A 21,563-nucleotide genomic window follows, 5' to 3' on the forward strand; every position below is an offset into this window, starting at 1 on the left:
TAGGCTTGCGGCCTGGGCACCCTTGCAGACAGATCCCCGGCTGATGGAATTATATTGCGACGGCGTTGCCATACAGTGTGTCATTTGAACCCTGCGCTGGCGCTGCCGCGCTGAAAAGAGGTGAGTCATAACAACATGGATATTAACAACAAAGCACGTATTCACTGGGCTTGCCGCCGTGGCATGCGCGAGCTGGACATCTCCATCATGCCGTTCTTCGAATACGAATACGACAGCCTGAATGACGCGGACAAGGCGTTGTTCATCCGCCTGCTGGAGTGCGACGATCCCGATTTGTTCAACTGGCTGATGAATCATGGCGCGCCGCAGGACAGCGAGCTGCAGAGAATGGTGACCCTGATCCAAACGCGAAATAAAGACCGTGGCCCAGTGGCGATGTGATATCCGCATTTCCTGGCGCACTCAGCTGTTTTCCCTGTTGACCCACGGCGTTCTGATCCTGCTGATCCTGATTTCGCCCTGGCCGGAAGGCTTGGGCCCGCTCTGGCTGGTGTTGCTGACGCTGGTGGTGTTTCAGTGCATTCGCAGCCAGAAGCGCATCGCCGCGGTGCAGGGCGAGCTGCGGCTGCTGGCGGACCGGCGCTTCAGCTGGCACGGCCGCGAGTGGCGGCTGGCGAAAAAACCGTGGATGCCGGGTTACGGCATGCTGCTGACGCTGCAGCCGACGGAGGGCAAAAAGCGCCGCCGGCTGTGGCTGGCTTCCGACTGCATGAGCAAAGAGGAGTGGCGCCACCTGCGGCAGCTGTTGCTGTATCCGCCGGCGGGTGACGGCGAGGAGGCCTGATGAAACCCGTACTCTGGTTGGTGGAGGATGAACCCAGCATTGCCGATACGCTGGTTTACACGCTGGAGAGCGAAGGCTTCGAGGTGCGCTGGTTCGAACGCGCGGAACCGGCGTTGCAGGCGCTGGCGCAAGGCGCGCCCGCGCTCGCTATCCTCGATGTCGGTTTGCCGGATATCAACGGCTTTGAATTGTGTCGCCGCCTGCTGGCTCAGGCGGCCGATCTGCCGATTCTGTTTCTTACCGCCCGCAGTGATGAAGTAGATCGCCTGATCGGGCTGGAGATCGGCGCCGACGACTATGTCGCCAAGCCGTTCTCCCCTCGCGAGGTTAGCGCACGGGTGCGCACCATTTTGCGCCGCCTGTATAAGCAGCAGCGCTTGCAACAGAGCGCGCGCTACCATTTCGGCGCTTTCACGCTCGACGAAGACGCGGCCACCATCTCCTACCATCAGCGGCCGCTGCCGCTGACCCGTTACGAATACCTGCTGCTGAAGACTCTGCTGTTGGCGCCCGGACGGGTGTTCTCGCGGCAGCAACTGATGGAAAGCGTTTGGGCGCAGGCGGAAGAAAGCCTGGATCGCACCGTCGACACCCACATCAAAACGCTGCGCGCCAAGCTGCGTGCGGTGGAACCCGGTGAGCCGCCCATCCACACCCACCGCGGATTGGGCTACAGCGTGAGCCGCCAGCCATGAAAATTGGCCTGCGCCTGCTGCTGGGATATTTTCTGATCGTGGCGGTAGCCGGGTACTTCGTGTTGAGCATTTTCGTCCAGGAAGTGAAGCCCGGCGTGCGGCGCGCTACCGAAGGCACGCTGGTGGACACCGCTAACCTGCTGGCGCAGATCGCCCGTCAGGACATGCAGCGCGGCGATGCGGCGCATGGTCAACTGGCGCAGGCGTTTACGCAGCTGAACCAGCGCCCGATCGGCGCCAATATCTCCGGCATCCGCAAGGATCGCAGCGAATACCACGTCTATCTTACCGATACCCAGGGGCGAGTTATCTTCGATTCTGCCGGCCGTGCGCAGGGGCAGGACTATTCGCGCTGGAATGACGTTTATCGGACGCTGCGCGGCCAGTACGGCGCCCGCAGTACCCGCAGCGACCCGCAGGATGAAAACAGTTCGGTGATGTATGTGGCTGCGCCGGTGATAGAACAAGGGCGTATTATCGGCGTGCTCACCGTGGGCAAACCCAACAGCACCATGGCGCCGGTGATCAAACGCAGCGAACGGCGCATTCTGTGGGCCGGCGCATTGCTGCTGGGGATCGCGTTGCTGATCGGGGCGGTATTCGTCTGGTGGATCACCCGTTCGATAGGCCGGCTGGTGCGCTATGCCGACGGGGTGGCGCAGGGAGAAAACGCGCCGCTGCCCAAAGTGGGCGGCCGGGAACTGACGCAGCTGGCGCAGGCGCTGGAGAGCATGCGACTGAAGCTGGAAGGCAAAGCATATATCGAACAGTATGCACATACCCTGACGCATGAGCTGAAAAGCCCGCTGGCGGCGATCAGGGGCGCGGCAGAGCTGTTGCAAGAGTTGCCGCCGCCGGAGACCGCCCGGCGTTTTCTCACCAATATCGAGCAGCAAAGCGCACGCATCCAGCAGCTGGTGGACAAACTGCTGGTGCAGGCGCGGCTGGAGAGTCGGCCAGACATGGAGACCGCGCCCATCGCGATCGCGGCGCTGGTCAGCCAGACGGTGGCGGGCAAAGAGGCGCAGGCGACGCAGCGCGGCGTCAGGTTACAATTGGAGGCGCTGGCAGAGGTGACGCTGAACGGCGATGCGTTGCTGATCAGCCAGGCGCTGACCAACCTGCTGGACAACGCGATCGACTTTACCCCGCCGGGTGGTTGCGTCAGCGTACGAGGCGAACGGCGGGAACAGCACTACTGCATCAGCGTTTGCGATGACGGCAGCGGCATTCCGGACTATGCGCTCGATAAGGTGTTCGAACGTTTTTATTCGCTGCCGCGCGCCGAACGGCCAAAAAGCAGCGGGCTGGGGCTGAACTTCGTGCAGGAGGTCGCCCGCCTGCATCATGGCGGCATTCACCTGCGCAACCGCCGGCCGCACGGGGTGGAAGCGACTTTCAGGTTATCGCTGTGACTTCACCTTCCCTTCACATAACCACATTCTGATTTCACCTGCGGGTTTTATCGTGGCCTCATTACCCATGAGGAGCGAGCATGATGAAATCGGTACTTTTCTGGAAAATAACCACGCTGCTGGGATTGATGGTGGTGATGTTGATCCCCATCGCCCAACTGATGAGCGTGATCGACGAACGCAGCGGCTATCGGCAAAGCGTGGTCGGGCAGGTAAGCGAAAGCACCAGCGGGGCACAGCGCGTGCTCGGCCCGTTGATTGTCATTCCCTACGTCGAACGAGAAGAGAAGAAAGACGAGAAAGGACAAACGGTAGTGCAGCGAGTGCAGCATTACCGCTATTTGCTGCCGGAGTCGCTTCAGGTGCTGGGGGCGCCGAAAGTAGAGGTGCGTAAACTGGGCATTTATCAGACGCAGGTTTACCAGGGGCCGCTGAACTTCAAGGTGCGTTTCGGCCAGCCGGAACTGGCGGATTTGCAACGTGCCAACGTGACCCTCGGCCAGCCGTTCCTGCTGGTGGCGCTGAGCGACTCTCGCGGCATCAAGAGCATTTCTCCTCTGGAAATACCGCAGCCGGTGGCGTTTGAACCGGGCACCGGCGTGGGATCGTTGCGTCAGGGGATCCACGCACCGTTGACGCTGGCGGCGCTGCAACAAAAAGAGGGGCTGAACGCCGACTTCACCCTGACGCTGGCGGGCACCAGCAGTCTGTCGCTGGTGCCGCTGGGGCGCAGCAGCGAGCTGCAGCTGCAAAGCAACTGGCCGCACCCGAATTTCCTCGGCAACTTCCTGCCGGATGAACGCAAGGTGACGGAGCAAGGGTTTAGCGCTCGCTGGCGCAGCACCTGGTTCGCCAACAATATCAACAGTGCGTTCCATTACGACGATGGCATTATCGACGAGGACAAGCTGCCGGCCTTCAGCGCCAGCCTGGTCGAACCGGTCGATCACTATCAGCTGGCCGAGCGCGCGGTCAAATACGCGCTGCTGTTTATCGGGCTGACGTTTATGGCGTTTTTCCTGTTCGAAACCCTGACCGGGCTGCGGGTGCACCCGATTCAGTACCTGTTGGTGGGCGCGGCGCTGGTGTTGTTCTACCTGATTCTGCTCGCCTTCTCCGAACACCTGGGATTCGCTCTCGCTTACCTGGCGGCCAGCATCGCCTGCAGCGGTCTGATCGGCTTCTATCTGAGCGCCGTACTGCGCGGCAAGCTGCGCGGTGCGCTGTTCGCCGCGAGCCTGTTGCTGTTGTACGGCGTGCTCTATTTGCTGTTGCAGTCGGAGGACAATGCGTTGGTGCTGGGGGCAGGGCTGCTGTTCACCATTCTGGCGGGCATTATGCTGTTGACGCGCAAACTGGACTGGTATCAGGTAGCCGATCCGGCGCGGTTGACCAAGGAAACGCCGGCCGGGGAAGAGGAGCCACGCTTCCGTCTGTGGAAATAAGCGGGGAAATCGGGCGCGTTCAGCGCCCGACAGCGGCTACAGCAGCGGTTCCATCTCCAACAGGATCTGCTCGCACCATTGCTGCAGGCGCTCTTCGCTCAGATCGTATTGGTTGACCTCATCGAGCGCCAGGCCAACGAAGTGTTTGCCGTCGGCGCTCAGCGGTTTGGGGCTGGTGAACTCGAAGCCGTCGGTCGGCCAGAAGCCGACGAACTGCACGCCCAGCGGCGCGATCTGATCGTGCAGCATACCCAGCGCGTCGAGGAACCACTCACCGTAACCGAGCTGATCGCCCATGCCGTACATGGCGACGATCTTGCCTTTCAGGTCCAGCGCAGGCAGCTGCGGCCAGATCGCTTCCCAGTCTTCCTGCAGTTCGCCGAAATCCCAGGTCGGGATACCGAGGATCAGAATGGAATAGTCCTCCATCAGCTTGGGAGAGACGTCTTTCAGGTTGTGCAGGTCGACCAGGTCTTCACCCAGAATCTCACGGATTTTTTCTGCCGCCATCTCGGTGTAGCAGGTGCTGGAGCCGTAAAACAGACCAATCTTCATGTGTAAACCGTTACGTTGCTGTTTAGAGAATTGCAGCGAGTATACCTGATTTGCGTCGGCTTAAGGCATAATGGCGCGGGTGGAAATGCAACAAAGAGAGGACCGCGTGCAACAGCAAGACAATGCGCTGATTGAACAATTCCTGGATGCGCTGTGGCTTGAGCGCAATCTGGCGGAAAATACGCTGGCCTCCTACCGGCTGGATTTGCAGGCCCTGGGCACCTGGCTTGGCCATCAAAACACCGCCTTGCTGCAGGCGCAGGCGTTGGATCTGCAGGCCTTTCTCGCCGAGCGGGTGGACGGCGGCTACAAGGCCACCAGCTCCGCGCGTTTGCTGAGCGCCATGCGCCGCCTGTTTCAGTACCTGTATCGCGAAAAACTGCGCGCCGACGATCCCACCGCGCAGCTGGCGTCTCCCAAACTGCCGCAGCGTTTGCCGAAGGATCTGAGCGAGGCGCAGGTCGATGCGCTGCTGCAGGCGCCCTGCGTCGATCAACCGCTGGAACTGCGCGACAAGGCGATGCTCGAAGTGTTGTACGCCACCGGGCTGCGGGTTTCCGAACTGGTGGGGCTGAGCATCAGCGACGTCAGCCTGCGCCAGGGCGTAGTGCGGGTGATCGGCAAGGGCAACAAGGAGCGGCTGGTGCCGCTGGGCGAAGAGGCGGTCTACTGGATCGAAAATTATCTGGAACACGGCCGTCCGTGGCTGGTCAACGGCCAGACGCTGGATGTGTTGTTCCCCAGCACCCGTTGCCAGCAAATGACCCGACAGACGTTCTGGCATCGCATCAAACACTATGCCATCCTTGCGGGCATCGACAGCGAACGTCTGTCGCCGCACGTGTTGCGGCACGCGTTCGCCACCCATTTGCTGAACCATGGGGCCGATCTCCGTGTCGTACAGATGTTGTTAGGGCACAGCGATCTCTCGACCACGCAAATTTATACTCATGTAGCGACCGAACGACTGAAACAGCTACATCAACAGCATCACCCGCGCGCCTGAGCGGCGGGTTCGAAAGGATTGGAACAATGAAAAAAGGTTTAATGCTGCTCTCTCTGCTGGTGGCTTCGGTGACCGGTGCCGCCCATGCCGATGATGCGGCGATCAAAAAAGCGCTCGCCAGCCTGGGCATCCAGCAGGCGGACGTGCAGCCTTCGCCGGTTAACGGCCTGAAAACCGTGCTGACCGACAGCGGCGTGCTGTACGCCTCCGAAGACGGCAAGCACATCCTGCAGGGCCCGCTGTTCGACGTCAGCGGCAAAGAGCCGGTCAACGTGACCAACCAACTACTGAGCAGCAAGATGGACGCGCTGAAAGATCAAATGATCGTCTACAAAGCGCCGAAAGAGAAACACGTGATCACCGTGTTCACCGATATCACCTGCGGTTACTGCCATAAGCTGCACCAGCAGATGAAAGAGTACAACGATCTGGGCATCACCGTGCGTTATCTGGCGTTCCCGCGTCAGGGGCTGGCTTCCCAGGCTGAGAAAGACATGAAGTCTATCTGGTGTACCGCCGACAAGGCCAAGGCGTTCGACGCCGCCATGAAGGGCGACGCCATCTCTCCGGCCACCTGCAAAACTGACATCAGCAAGCATTACGAGCTGGGCGTGCAGTTCGGCATTCAGGGCACGCCGGCGATCATTCTGGAAAACGGCATGATGATCCCGGGCTATCAGGGGCCAAAAGAAATGGCCGCCATGCTGGATGCGCACCAGGCCGCCACCAAAGCCGGTGGTTAATCGCCGGTGAGTATTAAAACGCAACTACGCCGCCGTCCGGCGGCGGACGACACGCATCTGCCCGCCAGTTTGCCGCCGCTGCTGCGCCGGCTTTACGCCCTGCGCGGCGTGCAGGGTGAGCAGGAGCTGGAGCGCGGCGTCAAGGGCATGCTACCCTGGCAACAGCTGGACGGCATCGACGACGCCGTCAGCCTGCTGCAACAGGCGCTGGCCGACGGTCGCCGCATCATGGTGGTGGGCGATTTCGACGCCGACGGCGCCACCAGCACCGCGCTGACGGTGCTGGCGCTGCGCAGCATGGGCGGCGCAGCCGTCGACTACCTGGTGCCGAACCGCTTTGAAGACGGCTACGGCCTGAGCCCCGAAGTAGTGGAGCAGGCGGCGGCGCGCGGCGCGGAGCTGATCGTCACCGTCGATAACGGCATCTCCTCGCACGCCGGCGTCGACGTGGCGCACGCCAAGGGCATGCAGGTGCTGGTGACCGATCACCACCTGCCGGGCGAGACCCTGCCGGCGGCCGAAGCGATCGTCAATCCCAACCTGCGCGGCTGCGCCTTCCCGTCCAAATCGCTGGCCGGAGTGGGCGTCGCGTTCTACCTGATGCTGGCGCTGCGCGCCCGACTGCGGGACAGCGGCTGGTTCGAGCAGCGCGCGCTGGCGATGCCCAATCTGGCGGAACTGCTGGATCTGGTGGCGCTCGGCACCGTGGCCGACGTGGTGCCGCTGGACGCCAACAACCGCATTCTGGTGTATCAGGGGTTAAACCGCATCCGCGCCGGCAAATGCCGTCCGGGCATCCGCGCGCTGCTTGAGGTGGCCAACCGCGATGCCCGCCAGCTGGCGGCCAACGATCTCGGTTTCGCCCTCGGCCCGCGTCTCAATGCCGCCGGCAGGCTGGACGACATGTCGATCGGCGTGGCGCTGCTGCTGAGCGACGACATCGCGCAGGCGCGTATGCTGGCCAACGATCTCGACGCGTTGAACCAGACGCGGCGCGAGATTGAGCAGGGCATGCAGGTGGAAGCCCTGCAGCTGTGCGATCAGCTGGAGCGCACCAGCACCGAGCTGCCTTACGGGCTGGCGATGTATCACCCGGAATGGCACCAGGGCGTGGTGGGTATCCTCGCCTCGCGTATCAAAGAGCGTTTCCACCGCCCGGTGATCGCGTTCGCGCCGGCGGGTGACGGCATCCTGAAAGGCTCCGGCCGTTCGGTGCCCGGCCTGCACATGCGCGACGCGCTGGAGCGGCTGGATATGCTGAACCCCGGCCTGATGATGAAGTTCGGCGGCCACGCGATGGCGGCCGGGCTGTCGCTGGAAGAGGCCAGGTTCGACGAGTTCCGCCAGCGCTTCGGCGAGCTGGTGGGAGAATGGCTCGATCCGGCGATGCTGGAAGGGGTGATCTGGTCCGACGGCGAACTGGCGATGCAGGAGCTGTCGCTGACGACGGCGGAGCTGCTGCGCGAGGGCGGCCCGTGGGGCCAGGCGTTCCCGGAACCGACCTTTGACGGCAAATTCCGCATCCTGCAGCAGCGGCTGGTGGGCGAGAAACACCTGAAGCTGATGGTGGAACCGCTCGGCGGCGGCCCGCTGCTCGACGGCATCGCGTTCAACGTGGACACCACGCTGTGGCCGGACAGCAGCGTGCGCGAGGTCGAACTGGCCTACAAGCTCGACGTCAACGAGTTTCGCGGCAACCGCAACGTGCAGCTGCTGATCCAGCATCTTTGGCCGCGCTGAGGCGAAATTGAACACAATTCGGGGATTGGGCTCTCCAATCCCCTGCATCCTTCCCGATCGCCACAAAAACTGACCAACTCGCTATAAACTGCCGCCCGGATCCGTTAGAATTAGCGGTTCCAATGGCATTCCGCCATCGACGACATCAACGTAAAAGAACGAAACCATGTTTGAAATTAACCCGGTAAAAAACCGAATTCAGGACCTGTCCGAGCGGACTGCGGTTCTTAGGGGGTATCTTTGACTATGATGCCAAGAAGGAACGCCTAGAAGAGGTCAACGCCGAGCTGGAGCAGCCGGACGTTTGGAACGAGCCGGAGCGCGCACAGGCGCTCGGCAAAGAGCGCGCCGCGCTGGAAGCCATCGTTGAAACCATCGATCAGCTGGAGCAGGGCGGCGAAGACGTCGGCGGGCTGCTGGAACTGGCGGTGGAAGCCGACGATGAAGAGACCTTCAACGAAGCGGTCGCCGAGCTGGATCAACTGATGAGCAAGCTGGATCAGTTGGAATTCCGCCGCATGTTCTCCGGCGAATACGACAGCGCCGACTGCTACCTGGATATCCAGGCCGGCTCCGGCGGCACCGAAGCGCAGGACTGGGCCAGCATGCTGCTGCGCATGTACCTGCGCTGGGCTGAAGCCAAGGGCTTCAAGACCGAAGTGATCGAAGAGTCCGACGGCGACGTCGCGGGCCTGAAGTCTGCCACCATCAAGATCATCGGCGACTACGCGTTCGGCTGGTTGCGCACTGAAACCGGCGTTCACCGCCTGGTGCGCAAGAGCCCGTTCGACTCCGGCGGCCGTCGCCACACCTCGTTCAGCTCGGTGTTCATCTACCCGGAAGTCGACGACGATATCGATATCGAAATCAACCCGGCGGATCTGCGTATCGACGTGTACCGCGCCTCCGGTGCGGGCGGTCAGCACGTCAACAAAACCGAATCCGCCGTACGTATTACTCACCTGCCAACCAACATCGTGGTGCAGTGCCAGAACGATCGTTCTCAGCATAAGAACAAGGATCAAGCGTTTAAACAGCTGCGAGCCAAGCTGTACGAGTTTGAGATGCAAAAGAAAAATGCTGATAAGCAGACGATGGAAGACAACAAGTCCGACATCGGCTGGGGCAGCCAAATCCGTTCTTACGTGCTGGATGACTCCCGCATCAAGGATTTGCGCACCAACGTCGAAACGCGTAACACGCAGGCCGTACTGGATGGCGACCTGGATAAATTCATTGAGGCAAGTTTGAAAGCCGGGTTATGAGGAATAGAAATGTCTGAACAACAAGTACAGGGCGCCGATCAGGCGCTGGATCTCAATAACGAACTGCAGTCCCGCCGCGAGAAACTGGCCGGCCTGCGCGAGAACGGCATTGCGTTCCCGAACGACTTCCGTCGTGACTCCACCTCCGACAAACTGCACGCCGCGTACGGCGATAAAGACAACGAAGAGCTGGAAGCGCTGGGCGTAGAAGTGACCGTCGCCGGCCGCATGATGACCCGCCGTATTATGGGCAAGGCATCCTTCGTCACGCTGCAGGACGTGGGCGGCCGCATTCAGCTGTACGTCGCGCGCGACGATCTGGCTGAAGGCGTGTACAACGACCAGTTCAAGAAGTGGGACCTGGGCGATATCCTCGGCGCACGCGGCAAGCTGTTCAAAACCAAGACCGGCGAACTGTCGATCCACTGCACCGAGCTGCGTCTGCTGACCAAAGCGCTGCGCCCGCTGCCGGACAAATTCCACGGCCTGGCGGATCAGGAAACCCGTTACCGCCAGCGTTACCTGGACCTGATCGCCAACGAAGAATCGCGCAACACCTTCAAGGTGCGTTCTCAGGTGATGTCTGCTATCCGCAACTTCATGGTGGAACGCGGCTTCATGGAAGTCGAAACCCCGATGATGCAGGTGATCCCGGGCGGCGCGTCCGCGCGTCCGTTCATCACGCACCACAATGCGCTGGATATCGACATGTACCTGCGCATCGCGCCGGAACTGTATCTGAAGCGTCTGGTGGTCGGCGGCTTTGAGCGCGTGTTCGAAATCAACCGCAACTTCCGTAACGAAGGCGTTTCTCCGCGTCACAACCCAGAGTTCACCATGATGGAACTCTACATGGCTTACGCGGATTACAAAGACCTGATCGAGCTGACCGAGACGCTGTTCCGCACCCTGACCGAGAAAGTGCTGGGCACCTCTCAGGTACAGTACGGCGACGAAGTGTTCGACTTCGGCAAGCCGTTCGAGAAGCTGACCATGACCGAGGCGATCAAGAAATACCGCCCGGAAACCGATCTGGCTGACCTGGCCGACATGGGCAAAGCGGTGGCCATCGCCGAATCCATCGGCATCAAGGTTGAGAAAAGCTGGGGCCTGGGCCGCGTCGTGACCGAGATCTTCGAAGAAGTGGCGGAAAGCCATCTGATTCAGCCGACCTTCATCACCGAGTACCCGGCTGAAGTGTCGCCGCTGGCGCGCCGTAACGACGTTAACCCGGAAATCACCGACCGCTTCGAGTTCTTCATCGGCGGCCGTGAAATCGGCAACGGCTTCTCCGAGCTGAACGACGCCGAAGACCAGGCTCAGCGCTTTGCCGATCAGGTGAACGCCAAAGACGCCGGCGACGACGAAGCGATGTTCTACGACGAAGACTACGTCACCGCGCTGGAGCACGGCCTGCCGCCGACCGCCGGTCTGGGCATCGGTATCGACCGTATGGTGATGCTGTTCACTAACAGCCATACCATCCGCGACGTGATTCTGTTCCCGGCGATGCGCCCACAGAAATAATTCCGTTTAGCGTGAAACCACCGGTGCAGGCAACTGCGCCGGTTTTTTTTCGCCCACCGGACTTAACCGCTTAAAACATCGACAGTTACGTGCCATCTCCGCTTGCCCGCCGCCGATAACCGGTTATAATGCCTGTCGCACACCGATGCGGGTGTAGTTCAATGGTAGAACGGCAGCTTCCCAAGCTGCATACGAGGGTTCGATTCCCTTCACCCGCTCCAGTACTCCCTCCTGAAAATATCCTGATTCTCCGAAAGATTACCCCAACCCAATCCTTTGCCCCTGTAAGCGTTATCACTGGTTGTCCGCCATCCCACCAGCATCATCAGCGCCGTGGTGAGGAAAGCAGGGCAAAAAAATGCCGCCCCGGGGGACGGCATGTTGGCCTTCAGCGCACCAGATGCAAGAAATGCAGGTGTTTTTCGTACTGGTCGAGAATATCGTTGATCAACTGCTCCTGATTCCAGCCCATGACATCGTAGTTTTGGCCGCCTTCTTTCAGGTAGATCTCCGCGCGATAATACTTGTGCTGCTCGGCTTGCTGTTCATCGTTATCCAGCCCGGCCAGAGCGAACGTCGGCGAACTGTAGCCGCGCAGTCTGACTTCATAGATAAAGTTAAGCTCATCGCCCAAATCGACCTCGAAACGAATGCGGTCTTCCGCAGTGGCGTTGATACTGCTGAGCGTGTTTTGTTTACTCAGCTCTTCCTGCACCAGCGTCATGGCCGGTTGGATAACCTCATCCATAAAGCGCTTAACCAGCGAGCGTTTTGGCAGATAGGCGATATTGCGCAGCCTGCGCTGCCAGGGAATGGGATTGCGGGCGGCGGTGGGGGCGATGGTGGCCATATTTTGGCTGTCGCGCTTGGTCAGGTCGCGGCGCAGCGCTTTAAGCAAACCGTAAATGGATATCAGCAAGATGGCCGAGAACGGCAATGCGCTGGCGATGGTGACGGTTTGCAGCGCGCTGAGCCCCCCGGCGATCAGCAAGGCGATGGCGACGATGCCCATCAGCGACGCCCAGAAAATGCGTTGCCAAACCGGCGTGTTGCTGGAGCCGCCCGAAGCCAGCGTATCTACGACCATGGCGCCGGAATCGGCGGACGTGACAAAAAAGACGATCACCATCGCCATGGCGATAAACGAAAGCACGCTGGAGAACGGGAAATGCTCCAGGAAGTTAAACAACGCCAACGCCACGTCTTGCTGTACCGTAGTGGCGAGGTCTGTCGCGCCCTGTTCCATGATGAGGTAAATGGCGCTGTTGCCGAACACCGTCATCCACATGAGGGTGAAGCCTGCCGGGACGAACAGCACGCCCGTGACAAATTCGCGGATGGTTCGGCCGCGGGAAACCCGAGCGATGAACATACCGACGAAAGGCGACCAGGAGAGCCACCACCCCCAGTAGAGCAGCGTCCATCCGCCTAACCAGTTGCTGGATTTTGGCTCGTAGGCATACAGATTGAACGTCTTGCTGACCAGCTCGGACAGATAGCCGCCGGTATTTTCCACAAAGGATTTCAACAGCAGGACGGTTGGCCCCAACAGCAAGACCAGGGCCAGGAGCAACAGCGCCAGGCCAAGGTTCAGCTCTGACAGAAAGCGTATGCCTTTCTCCAGCCCTGAAACCACGGAAATGGTGGCCAGCCCGGTAATCACCACGATCAAGATCACCTGAACGGTTTCGTTGATCGGCACGCCAAACAGGTGGTTAAGCCCGGCGTTGACCTGCAACACGCCATAACCCAGCGAGGTTGCGACCCCGAATACGGTGCCGATGACGGCGAAGATATCGACGGCATGGCCGATAGGGCCATAAATACGTTCGCCGATGATCGGATAAAGCGCAGAGCGCAGAGTCAACGGCAGGCCATGCCGATAGCTGAAGAAGGCCAGAATCAACGCCACGATGGCGTAGATCGCCCAGGCGTGCAGCCCCCAGTGGAAAAAGGTCAGGCGCATGGCCTGTTTGGCCGCCTCGACGCTCTCGGGCGTGCCGACCGGTGGCGAGAGATAGTGCATAACCGGTTCTGCCACGCCGAAGAACATCAGGCCGATGCCCATCCCCGCTGAAAACAGCATGGCAAACCATGAGTGGTAGCGAAAATCGGGTTGCGCATGATCGGGGCCAAGTTTGATGTCGCCGTAGCGGGAAAGCCCCAGAAACGTCACGCTGAGCAAAATCAGCGCCACGGCCAAAATATAAAACCAGCTGGCGTTGGTGAAAATTTGTTGCTGCAGAAGCTTGAAGTTCTTGTCAGCGACGTCGGGGAAAAAAGCGGCGAACGCGACCAGAAGAAAAATGAGGACTGCAGAGGTGAAGAATACCGCTTTGTTGATATGGCTCTGCGGCTTTTTTAGGGGGGTGTCTTTCTCACTCATAAATTGATTTATTCCATTTGTTTGATTATCGCCCTGAATGGAGGAGAGGTGTAACCTGTTATATCGTAGCAAAATAGTCAGGCTGTCGGTGTCGATCAATAGGGCGGAATTACCGCTGCCTGAGTGCGGTAATTTCGAGTTATTCCGTGTTGCCGTTAGTTAAATAAAAATGCCAATAATCCCGTCACCTTATTTTTATTTTCCCATCCTTCCAATTTCATGCAGGCATTAACGAATTCTGTTCTGCGCATTTCATTGCTGTCCGAGGGGAAAGCGCCGCCACCGGCGTTGGGGATCTCCGTGCCGTTGATCGTCATGGAGGAGAAGGTCGGCGAGCTGGCGTGCAAAGACAGGTTCACGGGATAGCGCTGTTCGGCTTCTTGCCGGCAGTGGGTTCTGGCCGCGTCAAGGGGCGTTGGGGTTGCCGTTTGCGCTTCCCATTTCTCCGGCGTGGCACAGGAAGACATCATCAATGCGGCGGCGATAACTGCATATTTTCGCAAAATAAAAATCCATTTCTAAAATAAAATCCCCTTGATTCTACCCCCAGCGTGCCGCGATGGCCCGCTCAATAAGGTAAGCGGGCCGATGTGGCGAGTTAACTGAGGATATCTTCGGCGATCACCTTAAACAGCGTGTCTATTTCGCCTTGGGTGTTGTAGTGCATCATGCCGATGCGCAGCACGCCGCCGTCTTGCAACCCCAACTGCTGGATCAGGCCCAGCGCATAGAAATGCCCGCTGCCGGCGCAGATGTTGTGCTGCCCCAGGCGGCGGGCGATCGCGTCAGGCGTCTGGCCGCTGAAGGTCAGGGCGAAGGTTGGCGTGCGGCGCGTGCTGTCCGCCTGTGAATGGCCGTAGAGCCGCACGCCGTCGAGTTGCTTCAGCCGTTGCAAAAAGTGGCGGCACAGCGCCTCTTCATGCCGGTGGTAGGCGGCGAAACTCTCCTGCAAACGCTGCCTTAACGGCGCGCCCGGCGTCCCCCACTGCGCCAGATAGTCGATCGCCGCCGCGACGCCGGCCAGCGCCTCGAAGCTTTGCGTGCCGGTCTCGAAACGGCCGGGGCCGACATCGGTGGCCGGCTCGACTTTGTACGGCCGCAGGCGTTGCAGCCACTGCGGCGCGATATAGGCCATGCCGACGTGCGGGCCAAAGAACTTGTAGGCGGAGCACACCAGGAAATCACAGCCCAGCGCCTGCACGTCAATCAGGTTATGCGGCGCATAGTGCACGGCGTCGACATACACCTGCGCGCCGACCCGATGCGCAGCTTCGACGATGGTTTTGATATCGACGATGCTGCCGGTGACGTTGGAAGCGTAGCTGACCGCCACCAGGCGGGTATTGGCGTTGATGCGCTCACACACCTTTGCGGCGTCCAATGCGCAGCCGGCGCTCTCCAGCGGTATCTGATGCACCACGGCCCCTTGGTCTGCGGCGGCCTGCTGCCAGCTGGAGACGTTGGCGTAGTGATCGAGCGCGGTGACGATGACCTTATCGCCGGCTTGCCAGTCGCGGCTGATGATGCGACTGAGATGGAAAGTCAGCGTGGTCATATTCATGCCGAAAACGATGTTGTCGGGCGAAGGCGCATTTAACAAGGCGCGCACCGATTCTCGCGCCTGGCCCATCACTTCGCCGGTGACTCGGCTGGAGAAGTAGTGGCCGCCCAGGTTGGCGTTGTATTTCCCCAGGTAGTCCGTCATCTTTTCCAGCACGCCCCGTGAAACCTGTGCGCCGCCGGGGCCGTCGAAAAAGATCGCCGGCTTGCCGTCGATGTGCTGGGACAGGGCGCTGAACTGGGCGCGGGCGAGCTCGGGCGTAAAGGTCATGCTTTCTCTCCCCGCGCGGTGAGGACGAAGAGATCCAGATAGCCTTCTTCTTTCGGGCTTACGGCGTTGATCGGCGTGGCGTTGTGCCACAGTTTGCTGTCTGCCAGCAGCACGGCCTCACCGTCTGCCAGCGCTTTTTTAAAGAAGGGATCGTGGTGGCTGTCGTCGTACAGCATGATTTCACCGCCGACGATGTTGTGCCGGTGAATGGCGATCATGGCGATATGGTCGAAACCGTCCTGGTGAATGCCTTCCGGCGCCACCAGCGTATCTTTCTGGATGGCGACCACGCGCATTTGGTGGATCTCTATCTCGGCACCCTCCGGCAGTTCGTTATTTTCGGCAAACAGGTTGCACATCTCCGCCATGCCGGCGCTCTGCAGCACGGCACTGTCGATAGGCTCGAAGCGGCGCACCACGTTGCCTTGGAAGTGGTTGATCTGATCGGACTGCATGAAGGTGCGCGGCCCCACTTCGGCGACGTTGGGGTTGAGGTATTTGACGACCGAATAACGGCGCAGGCGATATTTGCCGTCGGCGTGTTGCGTGTGGGGCAAGGAGGAAAACGAAGGCATCAGTTGTTGGGTGGCTTGCGGGCTTAGCACAGTCATACTTATTACGTTTTCGTGTTTCTGTAACATAATCACCTCTAATAATAATAATTTCTGATGTTGTAGGGGGTAATTCGATTGAATTGTAGACGACTCTATAACCAACGCAATTTGGCGGTGGTGAGGTGTGACGGCGGTCGTAAAGTGGGGTGAACAGTGGGAGCGTTGTATGCCGGCGGCGATGCGTTAAAGTAGCGAGCTGACTGCAGAGCAATGGTTAGCGCCAGGGTGAATGCTGGAGTTCGCCGCTTACTTCTACTGGGATACCGTTATGATTGAAATACGCGAGATTAACCGCGATAACCTGTTTGACGTGTGCGAACTGACGTCGAATCAAGACGGCGTTGGCACCGTGTTCGAGGCGTTTATTTGCTGTAACGCCATCTCTATTTCCGAGGCGGCGTTTTTTCCGGAATGCCAGCCCCGCGCGCTTTACCGCGACGGCGAGCTCATCGGTTTTTTCATGTACAAGTGCTGGCCGCATAACCCACATGAGGCCGAGCTGTGTCGCTATATGCTTGACCATAAGTTTATGGGGCAGGGATTGGGGCGTGAGAGCTTCGCCGCGATACTCGCGGATTTTAGGTTGCACGGCATAGAGCAGGTGACGCTAATGATTGATGAACATAATCTCGTCGCCAAAAGCCTGTATCTCACCTTCGGCTTTCGCTTTACCGGCAAGATTGAAAAGGAAGAACATTACTACAGTCTGGCGCTTTAGCTGCCCCGACAAAGGCGGGGTCAGAACGTCTCGAAATACAGCTCGCGCAACAGCCAGGATATTTCGTTGTTGGTGCGATTAAGCGTCTCGATTCGGCGAACCCCTTTCGCTTCGGCGCGCAGATCGAGCAGCAAGTTGCGAATCTGCTGGAATAACGGGGTTTGCGGGCTGGGTTTGGCTAACTGTTGCCCGCATAGTTTGATACCGGCGTCGCAGCCGGTGGCAATGTCCGTCAGGCAGCATGGGCAGGTGGTTTTTTGGCGCGCCATATTGCGGCATTGTTGCCCGATTACCTGATTGAAGTGGCGTAATTGCAGGCAGACTTCCCGCGAGTTCAACGGGTTGGAATGGGTTGTCATCGGTTTCAGCTCCCTTGTCTGCGCCTATATTGGCACTTACCGATGAAGATAACCACGGACAAGCAGAGGGGGTATCGCCTTGTTTTGTCTGGAAACAACGAAAGCGATGAGGCCCGCGGCGGCGGGCCGGTAGCGTCAGGCGCGTTTAAACAGATTCGCCGCCTGGAACAGCGCAAAGGAGCTGACCAGCATCTCGATGCCGACGATGGCCGTCACCAGCGTGACCGATGCCGCCGGGCCTGAGCCGATCAGCATCCAGGCGATGATCAAGTCGAGCACGCCGATAACGAACTGCAGCCAGTTGCCCGGCAGCCCGCGGCGCATGTAGCCCGCTGCCAGGCGAGCGATGCCGCCAAGCGCGAACAGCACGGCGAGGTACACCGCCAGCGCCAGAATGCCCGCCAGCGGACTGGTGATGAACACATAGCCGATAATCAGGTAGGCCACGCCCAGCAAAATGCCGCCGATCATCGGCCAGGTATTCTGTGCCCGGTTAGCGATCATGGCGATAATCAGCCCGGCGCCGCTCAACAGCAGCAGGATGCCGACCACGATGCTCAGCGCTGCGCCGGAGGCGAAAGGATTGACCAGGCACAGTATCCCGCCCGCCAGCAGCAGGAAGGCGATGATCAGCAGGGTGGTGCGTTGCTTTTTGAGCAGTTCTTCGCTCAGGAGGGGCAGATTATTGCGGTCGAGGTTCAACATGACAGTACTCCATTTCGTCGTTGGGTAATTAATCAGTCATCCTTACCTGTTTAGCATAGACCGTCTGGGGGTTTTTGACTGACCCGGCGCAAATGTTACACTGTGCGGCTGACGCGTATCAGAACCGAAACGACGACTGAGGACTGGATTTGAGCACAGGAAGCAAATGGGCTGGGTGGCGCCGCATCGCGGTGTGTCTGACATTGGGGCTGTTGTTGGCCGGGTGTTCGGGTAAAAACACCTACAACCGCGATTACGACAAACTGCCGAAGGGCAGCTACACCGGCAAGTCCTACACCGTCAAACGGGGCGATACGCTGTACTACATTGCCTGGATCACCGACAGCGAAGTCAGCGATCTCGCCAGAATCAACAAGATACGCCCGCCCTATAGCCTGGAAGTGGGGCAGAAACTGCGGCTGAGCGGCAGCGCACCGACCAAAACCGCCGCAACGCGCCGTAAAACCTCTTCGTCTTCCGCCGCGATCGCCAAGCAAACGCCGCCGCCGGGCGCTGCCCGCTGTTGGCGTTGGCCGACCAGCGGCCGGATCGTGCAGGCCTACTCCAATTCAGATGGCGGCAACAAGGGCATCGACATCGCCGGCAAACGCGGCCAGCCGATCTACGCTTCCGCCAAGGGCAAAGTGGTGTACGTCGGCAACCAGCTGCGCGGCTACGGCAACCTGATCATGATTAAGCACGGCGAAGACTTCATTACCGCCTATGCGCACAACGACACCACGCTGGTGCGCAACGGCCAGGATGTGAAGGCGGGGCAGAAGATCGGCACCATGGGCAGCACCGGCACCGATTCGGTGTTCCTGCATTTCCAGATCCGCTACCGCGCCACCGCACTCGATCCGCAGCGCTATCTGCCGCCGCAAGGTTCGTCGCCGTCCTGTTAACGTCAATCTGGCTCCTTGCGGAGCCAGATGTCAGTTACTTCAGCGGCAGGTAAAGATCGGTCACCAGTTCATATTCCGCCACTTCGTGCACGAAGTTGTGGTAGTGGAAATAGAGCGGAAAATCGCGCAGCTCCTCGCCGCTGGCCGGCAACCACTCGCGGTACAGATAATGGGCACTTTCCGAGAGCCCATCCAGCGAGCCGTGATGGCGCAGCAGCGCGCAGCGCCCGGCTGGCAGCGTACTGTTCACCACGCCGAAGGCATTGTCCTCGGGGATCGGCGCAGTAACCTCGCCGCAAATGAAGAAGCGGAAGTCCTGCGCTTCGGTGGTGGCCGGATCGTGCGGTGCGATGCCGAAAGTACGGCTGCTTCTGACCGGCGACAGGCCGCTGGTTTTGCGCCACTCGATAAAGCGCGCGGCGGTTTCGTTGACCAGCGCGGACGGGCCGCGATGTTCGATCATCGCCACCGGCGTGGCCGGGAAGTCGACAATGTCTACCTTCATGGGTTGTTTCCTTTTGTGTTTCGGCTCGGGAAAGCGCTGCTGCCAATCGATCCAGGCCGGCCGTTTGCGAAACTGGCTTGGCGTTTGGCTGAACGCCTGTTTGAAGGCGCGGCTGAAGGACTCCGGGTTTTGAAAACCGGCGTCCAGCGCGATGTCAATCACCGGCTCCAGCGGGTTATACGCCAGGCGGTACGAGGCGCGTTTGAGCCTCATCCACTGGATATAACGCCACACCGAGATGCCGCAATACGCGCTAAACTGGCGTTGAAAGTGAAAGCGCGAAAAGTGGGCCACTTCGCTCAGTTTTTCGACGGTGAGCGCCTCGTCCAGGTGGCGATCGATATAGTCAAAGACCTGCGCAAAGCGCTTTGCATACGTCTGGGTCATGTGATTGTCTCCTCCATGCCTGAACTTTGCCCGAGCCGCCGCCGCTTCTCCTGACGGATGATGCTGAGTTGCCGCCGCAGGACAACGGGATGGCTGCGGCGTTTGCCGCCGGCCAGGCCAAACTCATAACCCCCGCGCGGCCGTGTGCCGCGATCCCGACCGAGAAGATGAATATTACATGATGGATCGTTCCCGTTTGCTGAAATTCCTGCTGCCCTACCTGTGGCCGAAAGACAACCCGCGCCTGCGGGGGTATCTGGTGGTGGCCTTCGTGTTCATGGTGGCGGCCAAGGTCAGCACCACGCTGGTGCCGCTGGCCTACAAAGCGATGGTCGATGCGCTGAGCGGCGAGACGGCGAAAATGCTGGCGGTGCCGCTGGGGCTGATCGTCGCCTACGGCGTGGCGCGGGTGGGCGGCGCGCTGTTTGAGGAACTGCGCAACGTGATGTTCATCCACGTCAGCCAGAACGCCACGCGCCTGCTGGGCGTGCGGGTGTTTCGCCAGCTGCATGCGCTGAGTCTGCGCTTCCATCTGGAGCGCCAGACCGGCGGGCTGTCGTTGTCCATCGAGCGCGGCACCCAGGCGGTGTCCACGGTGCTGTCGCGGCTGCTGTTCTCCATCGTGCCGATCCTGTTCGAGCTCTCGCTGGTCACGGCGATCATGTGGCATATGCTGAACGGCTGGTTCGCGCTGGCTATCCTGACGACGGTCGGCTGCTACATCCTGTTTACCGTGCTGGCGGTCAGCTGGCGCACCCGCTTTCGCCGCGAGCTCAACAAGGCCAACGCCGACGCCAACAGCAAATCCATCGACAGCCTGCTGAACTATGAGACCGTAAAGTACTTCGGCAATGAAGAGTTCGAGGCCGAGCGTTTCGACCTGTCGCGCCGGCTGTACGAATACGCGGCCATCAAGAACCAATTCAGTTTTACGGCGATCAACCTGGGGCAAACCGCCATTATTTCGATCGGACTGATCGTGATGATGGCCATGGCGGCGCAGGGCATTACGCAGGGGACGATGACGGTCGGCGACTTCGTGCTGGTCAACGCCTACCTGCTGCAGCTGTATCAGCCGCTGAACTTCTTCGGCTTTATTTATTCCGAGGTGCGCCAGGCGCTGATCGACATGGAGAACATGTTCGATCTGCTGCAGGAAAAGCGTGAAATCGTCGATAGCCCGGATGCGCAGCCGCTGCGCCTCGATCGCGGCGAAGTGCGGTTCGATGCGGTCAGCTTCGGTTACGACACGCGCCGGCCGATCCTCAAGCAGGTGAGTTTTACCATTCCGGCGGGCCACACGGTGGCGGTGGTCGGCGCCTCCGGCGCGGGCAAGTCCACGCTGTCGCGCCTGCTGTTTCGCTTCTACGACGTGCAGAGCGGCGCCATTACCCTCGACGGCCAGGACATTCGCCAGCTGACCCAGGCCAGCCTGCGGCAGGCGATCGGCATCGTGCCGCAGGATACGGTGCTGTTCAACGATACGCTGCGCTACAACATCGGCTACGGCAAAACCGGCTCCAGCGATGAAGAAATCGAGCGGGCGGCGCGGTTGGCGCATATCCATGATTTTATCGTCGGTCTGCCCGACGGTTACGACACCCGGGTGGGTGAGCGCGGGCTGAAGCTGTCGGGCGGTGAAAAGCAGCGGGTGGCGATCGCGCGCACCATTCTGAAAAATCCGGCCATCCTGGTGTTTGACGAGGCGACCAGCGCGCTGGATACCCAGACCGAACGCGAAATCCAGGGGCACCTGCGCGAGGTGAGCCGCAACCACACCACGCTGGTGATCGCCCACCGGCTATCCACCGTGGTGGACGCCGATGAGATCATCGTGCTGGAAGCAGGGGCGATCGTCGAGCGCGGGGGGCACGAGGCGCTGCTGGCCGCGAACGGCCGCTACGCCGCGATGTGGCAAACCCAGTACAGCGAAGAGCAGGAATCGCGCTGACGAGGG

At 60.0% G+C, this 21,563-nt stretch carries 21 protein-coding genes and 1 tRNA gene; 14 read left to right on the top strand and 8 right to left on the bottom strand.

Annotated elements, in window-relative coordinates; genetic code table 11:
- Positions 1-135: 135 nt before the first annotated feature.
- The 5 genes from sdhE to creD all read left to right on the top strand — a co-directional run bounded on the left by sdhE (position 136) and on the right by creD (position 4,360).
- Positions 136-402 (top strand): FAD assembly factor SdhE, encoded by a 267-nt coding sequence (gene sdhE, locus ACUXAC_RS20905; RefSeq protein ID WP_019455657.1) that lies wholly within the window; start codon positions 136-138, stop codon positions 400-402.
- Entirely contained in the window at positions 383-805 is a 423-nt protein-coding gene (locus ACUXAC_RS20910; RefSeq protein WP_060422869.1) for a protein YgfX, read from the top strand. Before sdhE ends, ACUXAC_RS20910 begins: the two co-directional genes overlap by 20 nt.
- Positions 805-1,500, top strand: coding sequence for a two-component system response regulator CreB (gene creB / locus ACUXAC_RS20915; protein WP_033644777.1), 696 nt, complete (start codon positions 805-807; stop codon positions 1,498-1,500). The genes ACUXAC_RS20910 and creB overlap by 1 nt, the downstream gene beginning before the upstream one ends.
- A complete protein-coding gene (gene creC / locus ACUXAC_RS20920; RefSeq protein ID WP_060441315.1) occupies positions 1,497-2,915 on the top strand; it encodes a two-component system sensor histidine kinase CreC in 1,419 nt (472 codons plus the stop codon). Before creB ends, creC begins: the two co-directional genes overlap by 4 nt.
- A gap of 80 nt (positions 2,916-2,995) precedes the next feature.
- Positions 2,996-4,360, top strand: coding sequence for a cell envelope integrity protein CreD (gene creD / locus ACUXAC_RS20925; RefSeq protein WP_387445281.1), 1,365 nt, complete (start codon positions 2,996-2,998; stop codon positions 4,358-4,360).
- Positions 4,361-4,396: 36 nt separating this feature from the next.
- On the opposite strand, the gene fldB is transcribed toward creD, so the two are convergent.
- Positions 4,397-4,915, bottom strand: a complete 519-nt coding sequence (gene fldB, locus ACUXAC_RS20930; RefSeq protein WP_038871234.1) for a flavodoxin FldB — start codon at positions 4,913-4,915, stop codon at positions 4,397-4,399.
- A 106-nt stretch (positions 4,916-5,021) separates the two neighbouring features.
- Between fldB and xerD the strand changes: the two genes are divergently transcribed.
- The 6 genes from xerD to ACUXAC_RS20960 all read left to right on the top strand — a co-directional run bounded on the left by xerD (position 5,022) and on the right by ACUXAC_RS20960 (position 11,417).
- Positions 5,022-5,921 carry a site-specific tyrosine recombinase XerD gene (gene xerD / locus ACUXAC_RS20935; protein WP_060441367.1) on the top strand — a complete coding sequence of 300 codons (900 nt, stop codon included), beginning with the start codon at positions 5,022-5,024 and terminating at the stop codon, positions 5,919-5,921.
- 26 nt (positions 5,922-5,947) lie between these two features.
- Positions 5,948-6,664 (top strand): bifunctional protein-disulfide isomerase/oxidoreductase DsbC, encoded by a 717-nt coding sequence (dsbC, locus tag ACUXAC_RS20940; RefSeq protein WP_038871236.1) that lies wholly within the window; start codon positions 5,948-5,950, stop codon positions 6,662-6,664.
- A 6-nt stretch (positions 6,665-6,670) separates the two neighbouring features.
- On the top strand, positions 6,671-8,404 hold the full coding sequence (gene recJ, locus ACUXAC_RS20945; protein ID WP_049199214.1) for a single-stranded-DNA-specific exonuclease RecJ: 1,734 nt from the start codon (positions 6,671-6,673) through the stop codon (positions 8,402-8,404).
- Positions 8,405-8,570: 166 nt separating this feature from the next.
- A protein-coding gene (gene prfB / locus ACUXAC_RS20950) for a peptide chain release factor 2 (RefSeq protein WP_096242572.1) occupies positions 8,571-9,669 on the top strand; the annotation gives its coding sequence in 2 pieces (ribosomal slippage) (positions 8,571-8,645 and positions 8,647-9,669; 1,098 coding nt in all).
- A 9-nt stretch (positions 9,670-9,678) separates the two neighbouring features.
- A complete protein-coding gene (lysS, locus tag ACUXAC_RS20955) occupies positions 9,679-11,196 on the top strand; it encodes a lysine--tRNA ligase (RefSeq protein ID WP_033649459.1) in 1,518 nt (505 codons plus the stop codon).
- 147 nt (positions 11,197-11,343) lie between these two features.
- Positions 11,344-11,417: transfer RNA gene (locus ACUXAC_RS20960), tRNA-Gly, on the top strand.
- A 167-nt stretch (positions 11,418-11,584) separates the two neighbouring features.
- On the opposite strand, the gene ACUXAC_RS20965 is transcribed toward ACUXAC_RS20960, so the two are convergent.
- The 4 genes from ACUXAC_RS20965 to ACUXAC_RS20980 form a co-directional block, all read right to left on the bottom strand.
- Positions 11,585-13,582 carry a BCCT family transporter gene (locus ACUXAC_RS20965; protein WP_047729946.1) on the bottom strand — a complete coding sequence of 666 codons (1,998 nt, stop codon included), beginning with the start codon at positions 13,580-13,582 and terminating at the stop codon, positions 11,585-11,587.
- A 155-nt stretch (positions 13,583-13,737) separates the two neighbouring features.
- Entirely contained in the window at positions 13,738-14,085 is a 348-nt protein-coding gene (locus ACUXAC_RS20970) for a hypothetical protein (protein WP_227818442.1), read from the bottom strand.
- Positions 14,086-14,180: 95 nt separating this feature from the next.
- Positions 14,181-15,413, bottom strand: a complete 1,233-nt coding sequence (locus ACUXAC_RS20975; RefSeq protein ID WP_342121491.1) for a cysteine desulfurase-like protein — start codon at positions 15,411-15,413, stop codon at positions 14,181-14,183.
- The gene (locus tag ACUXAC_RS20980) at positions 15,410-16,024 is read right to left on the bottom strand and encodes a 2OG-Fe dioxygenase family protein (RefSeq protein WP_224217742.1); all 615 of its coding nucleotides are present in this window, start codon (positions 16,022-16,024) and stop codon (positions 15,410-15,412) included. Before ACUXAC_RS20980 ends, ACUXAC_RS20975 begins: the two co-directional genes overlap by 4 nt.
- Positions 16,025-16,295: 271 nt before the next feature.
- Between ACUXAC_RS20980 and ACUXAC_RS20985 the strand changes: the two genes are divergently transcribed.
- Complete coding sequence (locus ACUXAC_RS20985; protein WP_185741753.1) at positions 16,296-16,745, top strand: GNAT family N-acetyltransferase; 450 nt, start codon at positions 16,296-16,298, stop codon at positions 16,743-16,745.
- 20 nt (positions 16,746-16,765) lie between these two features.
- Here the strand turns inward: ACUXAC_RS20985 and ACUXAC_RS20990 are convergent, their stop codons facing one another.
- Together ACUXAC_RS20990 and ACUXAC_RS20995 are read right to left on the bottom strand one after the other, a co-directional pair.
- The gene (locus tag ACUXAC_RS20990; RefSeq protein ID WP_049194795.1) at positions 16,766-17,104 is read right to left on the bottom strand and encodes a hypothetical protein; all 339 of its coding nucleotides are present in this window, start codon (positions 17,102-17,104) and stop codon (positions 16,766-16,768) included.
- Between the two features lie 135 nt (positions 17,105-17,239).
- Positions 17,240-17,809 carry an HdeD family acid-resistance protein gene (locus ACUXAC_RS20995; protein WP_033644791.1) on the bottom strand — a complete coding sequence of 190 codons (570 nt, stop codon included), beginning with the start codon at positions 17,807-17,809 and terminating at the stop codon, positions 17,240-17,242.
- 149 nt (positions 17,810-17,958) lie between these two features.
- Here ACUXAC_RS20995 and actS point away from each other — a divergent pair, with 149 nt between their 5' ends.
- A complete protein-coding gene (actS, locus tag ACUXAC_RS21000; RefSeq protein WP_048234629.1) occupies positions 17,959-18,714 on the top strand; it encodes an amidase activator ActS in 756 nt (251 codons plus the stop codon).
- 34 nt (positions 18,715-18,748) lie between these two features.
- On the opposite strand, the gene ACUXAC_RS21005 is transcribed toward actS, so the two are convergent.
- Positions 18,749-19,606 carry an AraC family transcriptional regulator gene (locus tag ACUXAC_RS21005; protein WP_047729951.1) on the bottom strand — a complete coding sequence of 286 codons (858 nt, stop codon included), beginning with the start codon at positions 19,604-19,606 and terminating at the stop codon, positions 18,749-18,751.
- A 181-nt stretch (positions 19,607-19,787) separates the two neighbouring features.
- Between ACUXAC_RS21005 and ACUXAC_RS21010 the strand changes: the two genes are divergently transcribed.
- Positions 19,788-21,557, top strand: a complete 1,770-nt coding sequence (locus tag ACUXAC_RS21010) for an ABCB family ABC transporter ATP-binding protein/permease (protein WP_060441369.1) — start codon at positions 19,788-19,790, stop codon at positions 21,555-21,557.
- The last annotated feature ends 6 nt before the right edge of the window (positions 21,558-21,563 follow it).

It is taken from the genome of Serratia sp. 121840015-1 (genome assembly GCF_053627655.1).

Excerpts from the sequence above, each read along its gene's own strand:
- sdhE (WP_019455657.1), top strand. The coding sequence starts at position 136 with ATGGATATTAACAACAAAGCACGTATTCACTGGGCTTGCCGCCGTGGC.
- creB (WP_033644777.1), top strand. The coding sequence starts at position 805 with ATGAAACCCGTACTCTGGTTGGTGGAGGATGAACCCAGCATTGCCGAT.
- creC (WP_060441315.1), top strand. The coding sequence starts at position 1,497 with ATGAAAATTGGCCTGCGCCTGCTGCTGGGATATTTTCTGATCGTGGCG.
- creD (WP_387445281.1), top strand. The coding sequence starts at position 2,996 with ATGATGAAATCGGTACTTTTCTGGAAAATAACCACGCTGCTGGGATTG.
- fldB (WP_038871234.1), bottom strand. The coding sequence starts at position 4,915 with ATGAAGATTGGTCTGTTTTACGGCTCCAGCACCTGCTACACCGAGATG.
- dsbC (WP_038871236.1), top strand. The coding sequence starts at position 5,948 with ATGAAAAAAGGTTTAATGCTGCTCTCTCTGCTGGTGGCTTCGGTGACC.
- lysS (WP_033649459.1), top strand. The coding sequence starts at position 9,679 with ATGTCTGAACAACAAGTACAGGGCGCCGATCAGGCGCTGGATCTCAAT.
- ACUXAC_RS20965 (WP_047729946.1), bottom strand. The coding sequence starts at position 13,582 with ATGAGTGAGAAAGACACCCCCCTAAAAAAGCCGCAGAGCCATATCAAC.
- ACUXAC_RS20975 (WP_342121491.1), bottom strand. The coding sequence starts at position 15,413 with ATGACCTTTACGCCCGAGCTCGCCCGCGCCCAGTTCAGCGCCCTGTCC.
- ACUXAC_RS20980 (WP_224217742.1), bottom strand. The coding sequence starts at position 16,024 with ATGACTGTGCTAAGCCCGCAAGCCACCCAACAACTGATGCCTTCGTTT.
- ACUXAC_RS20985 (WP_185741753.1), top strand. The coding sequence starts at position 16,296 with ATGATTGAAATACGCGAGATTAACCGCGATAACCTGTTTGACGTGTGC.
- ACUXAC_RS20990 (WP_049194795.1), bottom strand. The coding sequence starts at position 17,104 with ATGACAACCCATTCCAACCCGTTGAACTCGCGGGAAGTCTGCCTGCAA.
- ACUXAC_RS20995 (WP_033644791.1), bottom strand. The coding sequence starts at position 17,809 with ATGTTGAACCTCGACCGCAATAATCTGCCCCTCCTGAGCGAAGAACTG.
- ACUXAC_RS21005 (WP_047729951.1), bottom strand. The coding sequence starts at position 19,606 with ATGACCCAGACGTATGCAAAGCGCTTTGCGCAGGTCTTTGACTATATC.
- ACUXAC_RS21010 (WP_060441369.1), top strand. The coding sequence starts at position 19,788 with ATGGATCGTTCCCGTTTGCTGAAATTCCTGCTGCCCTACCTGTGGCCG.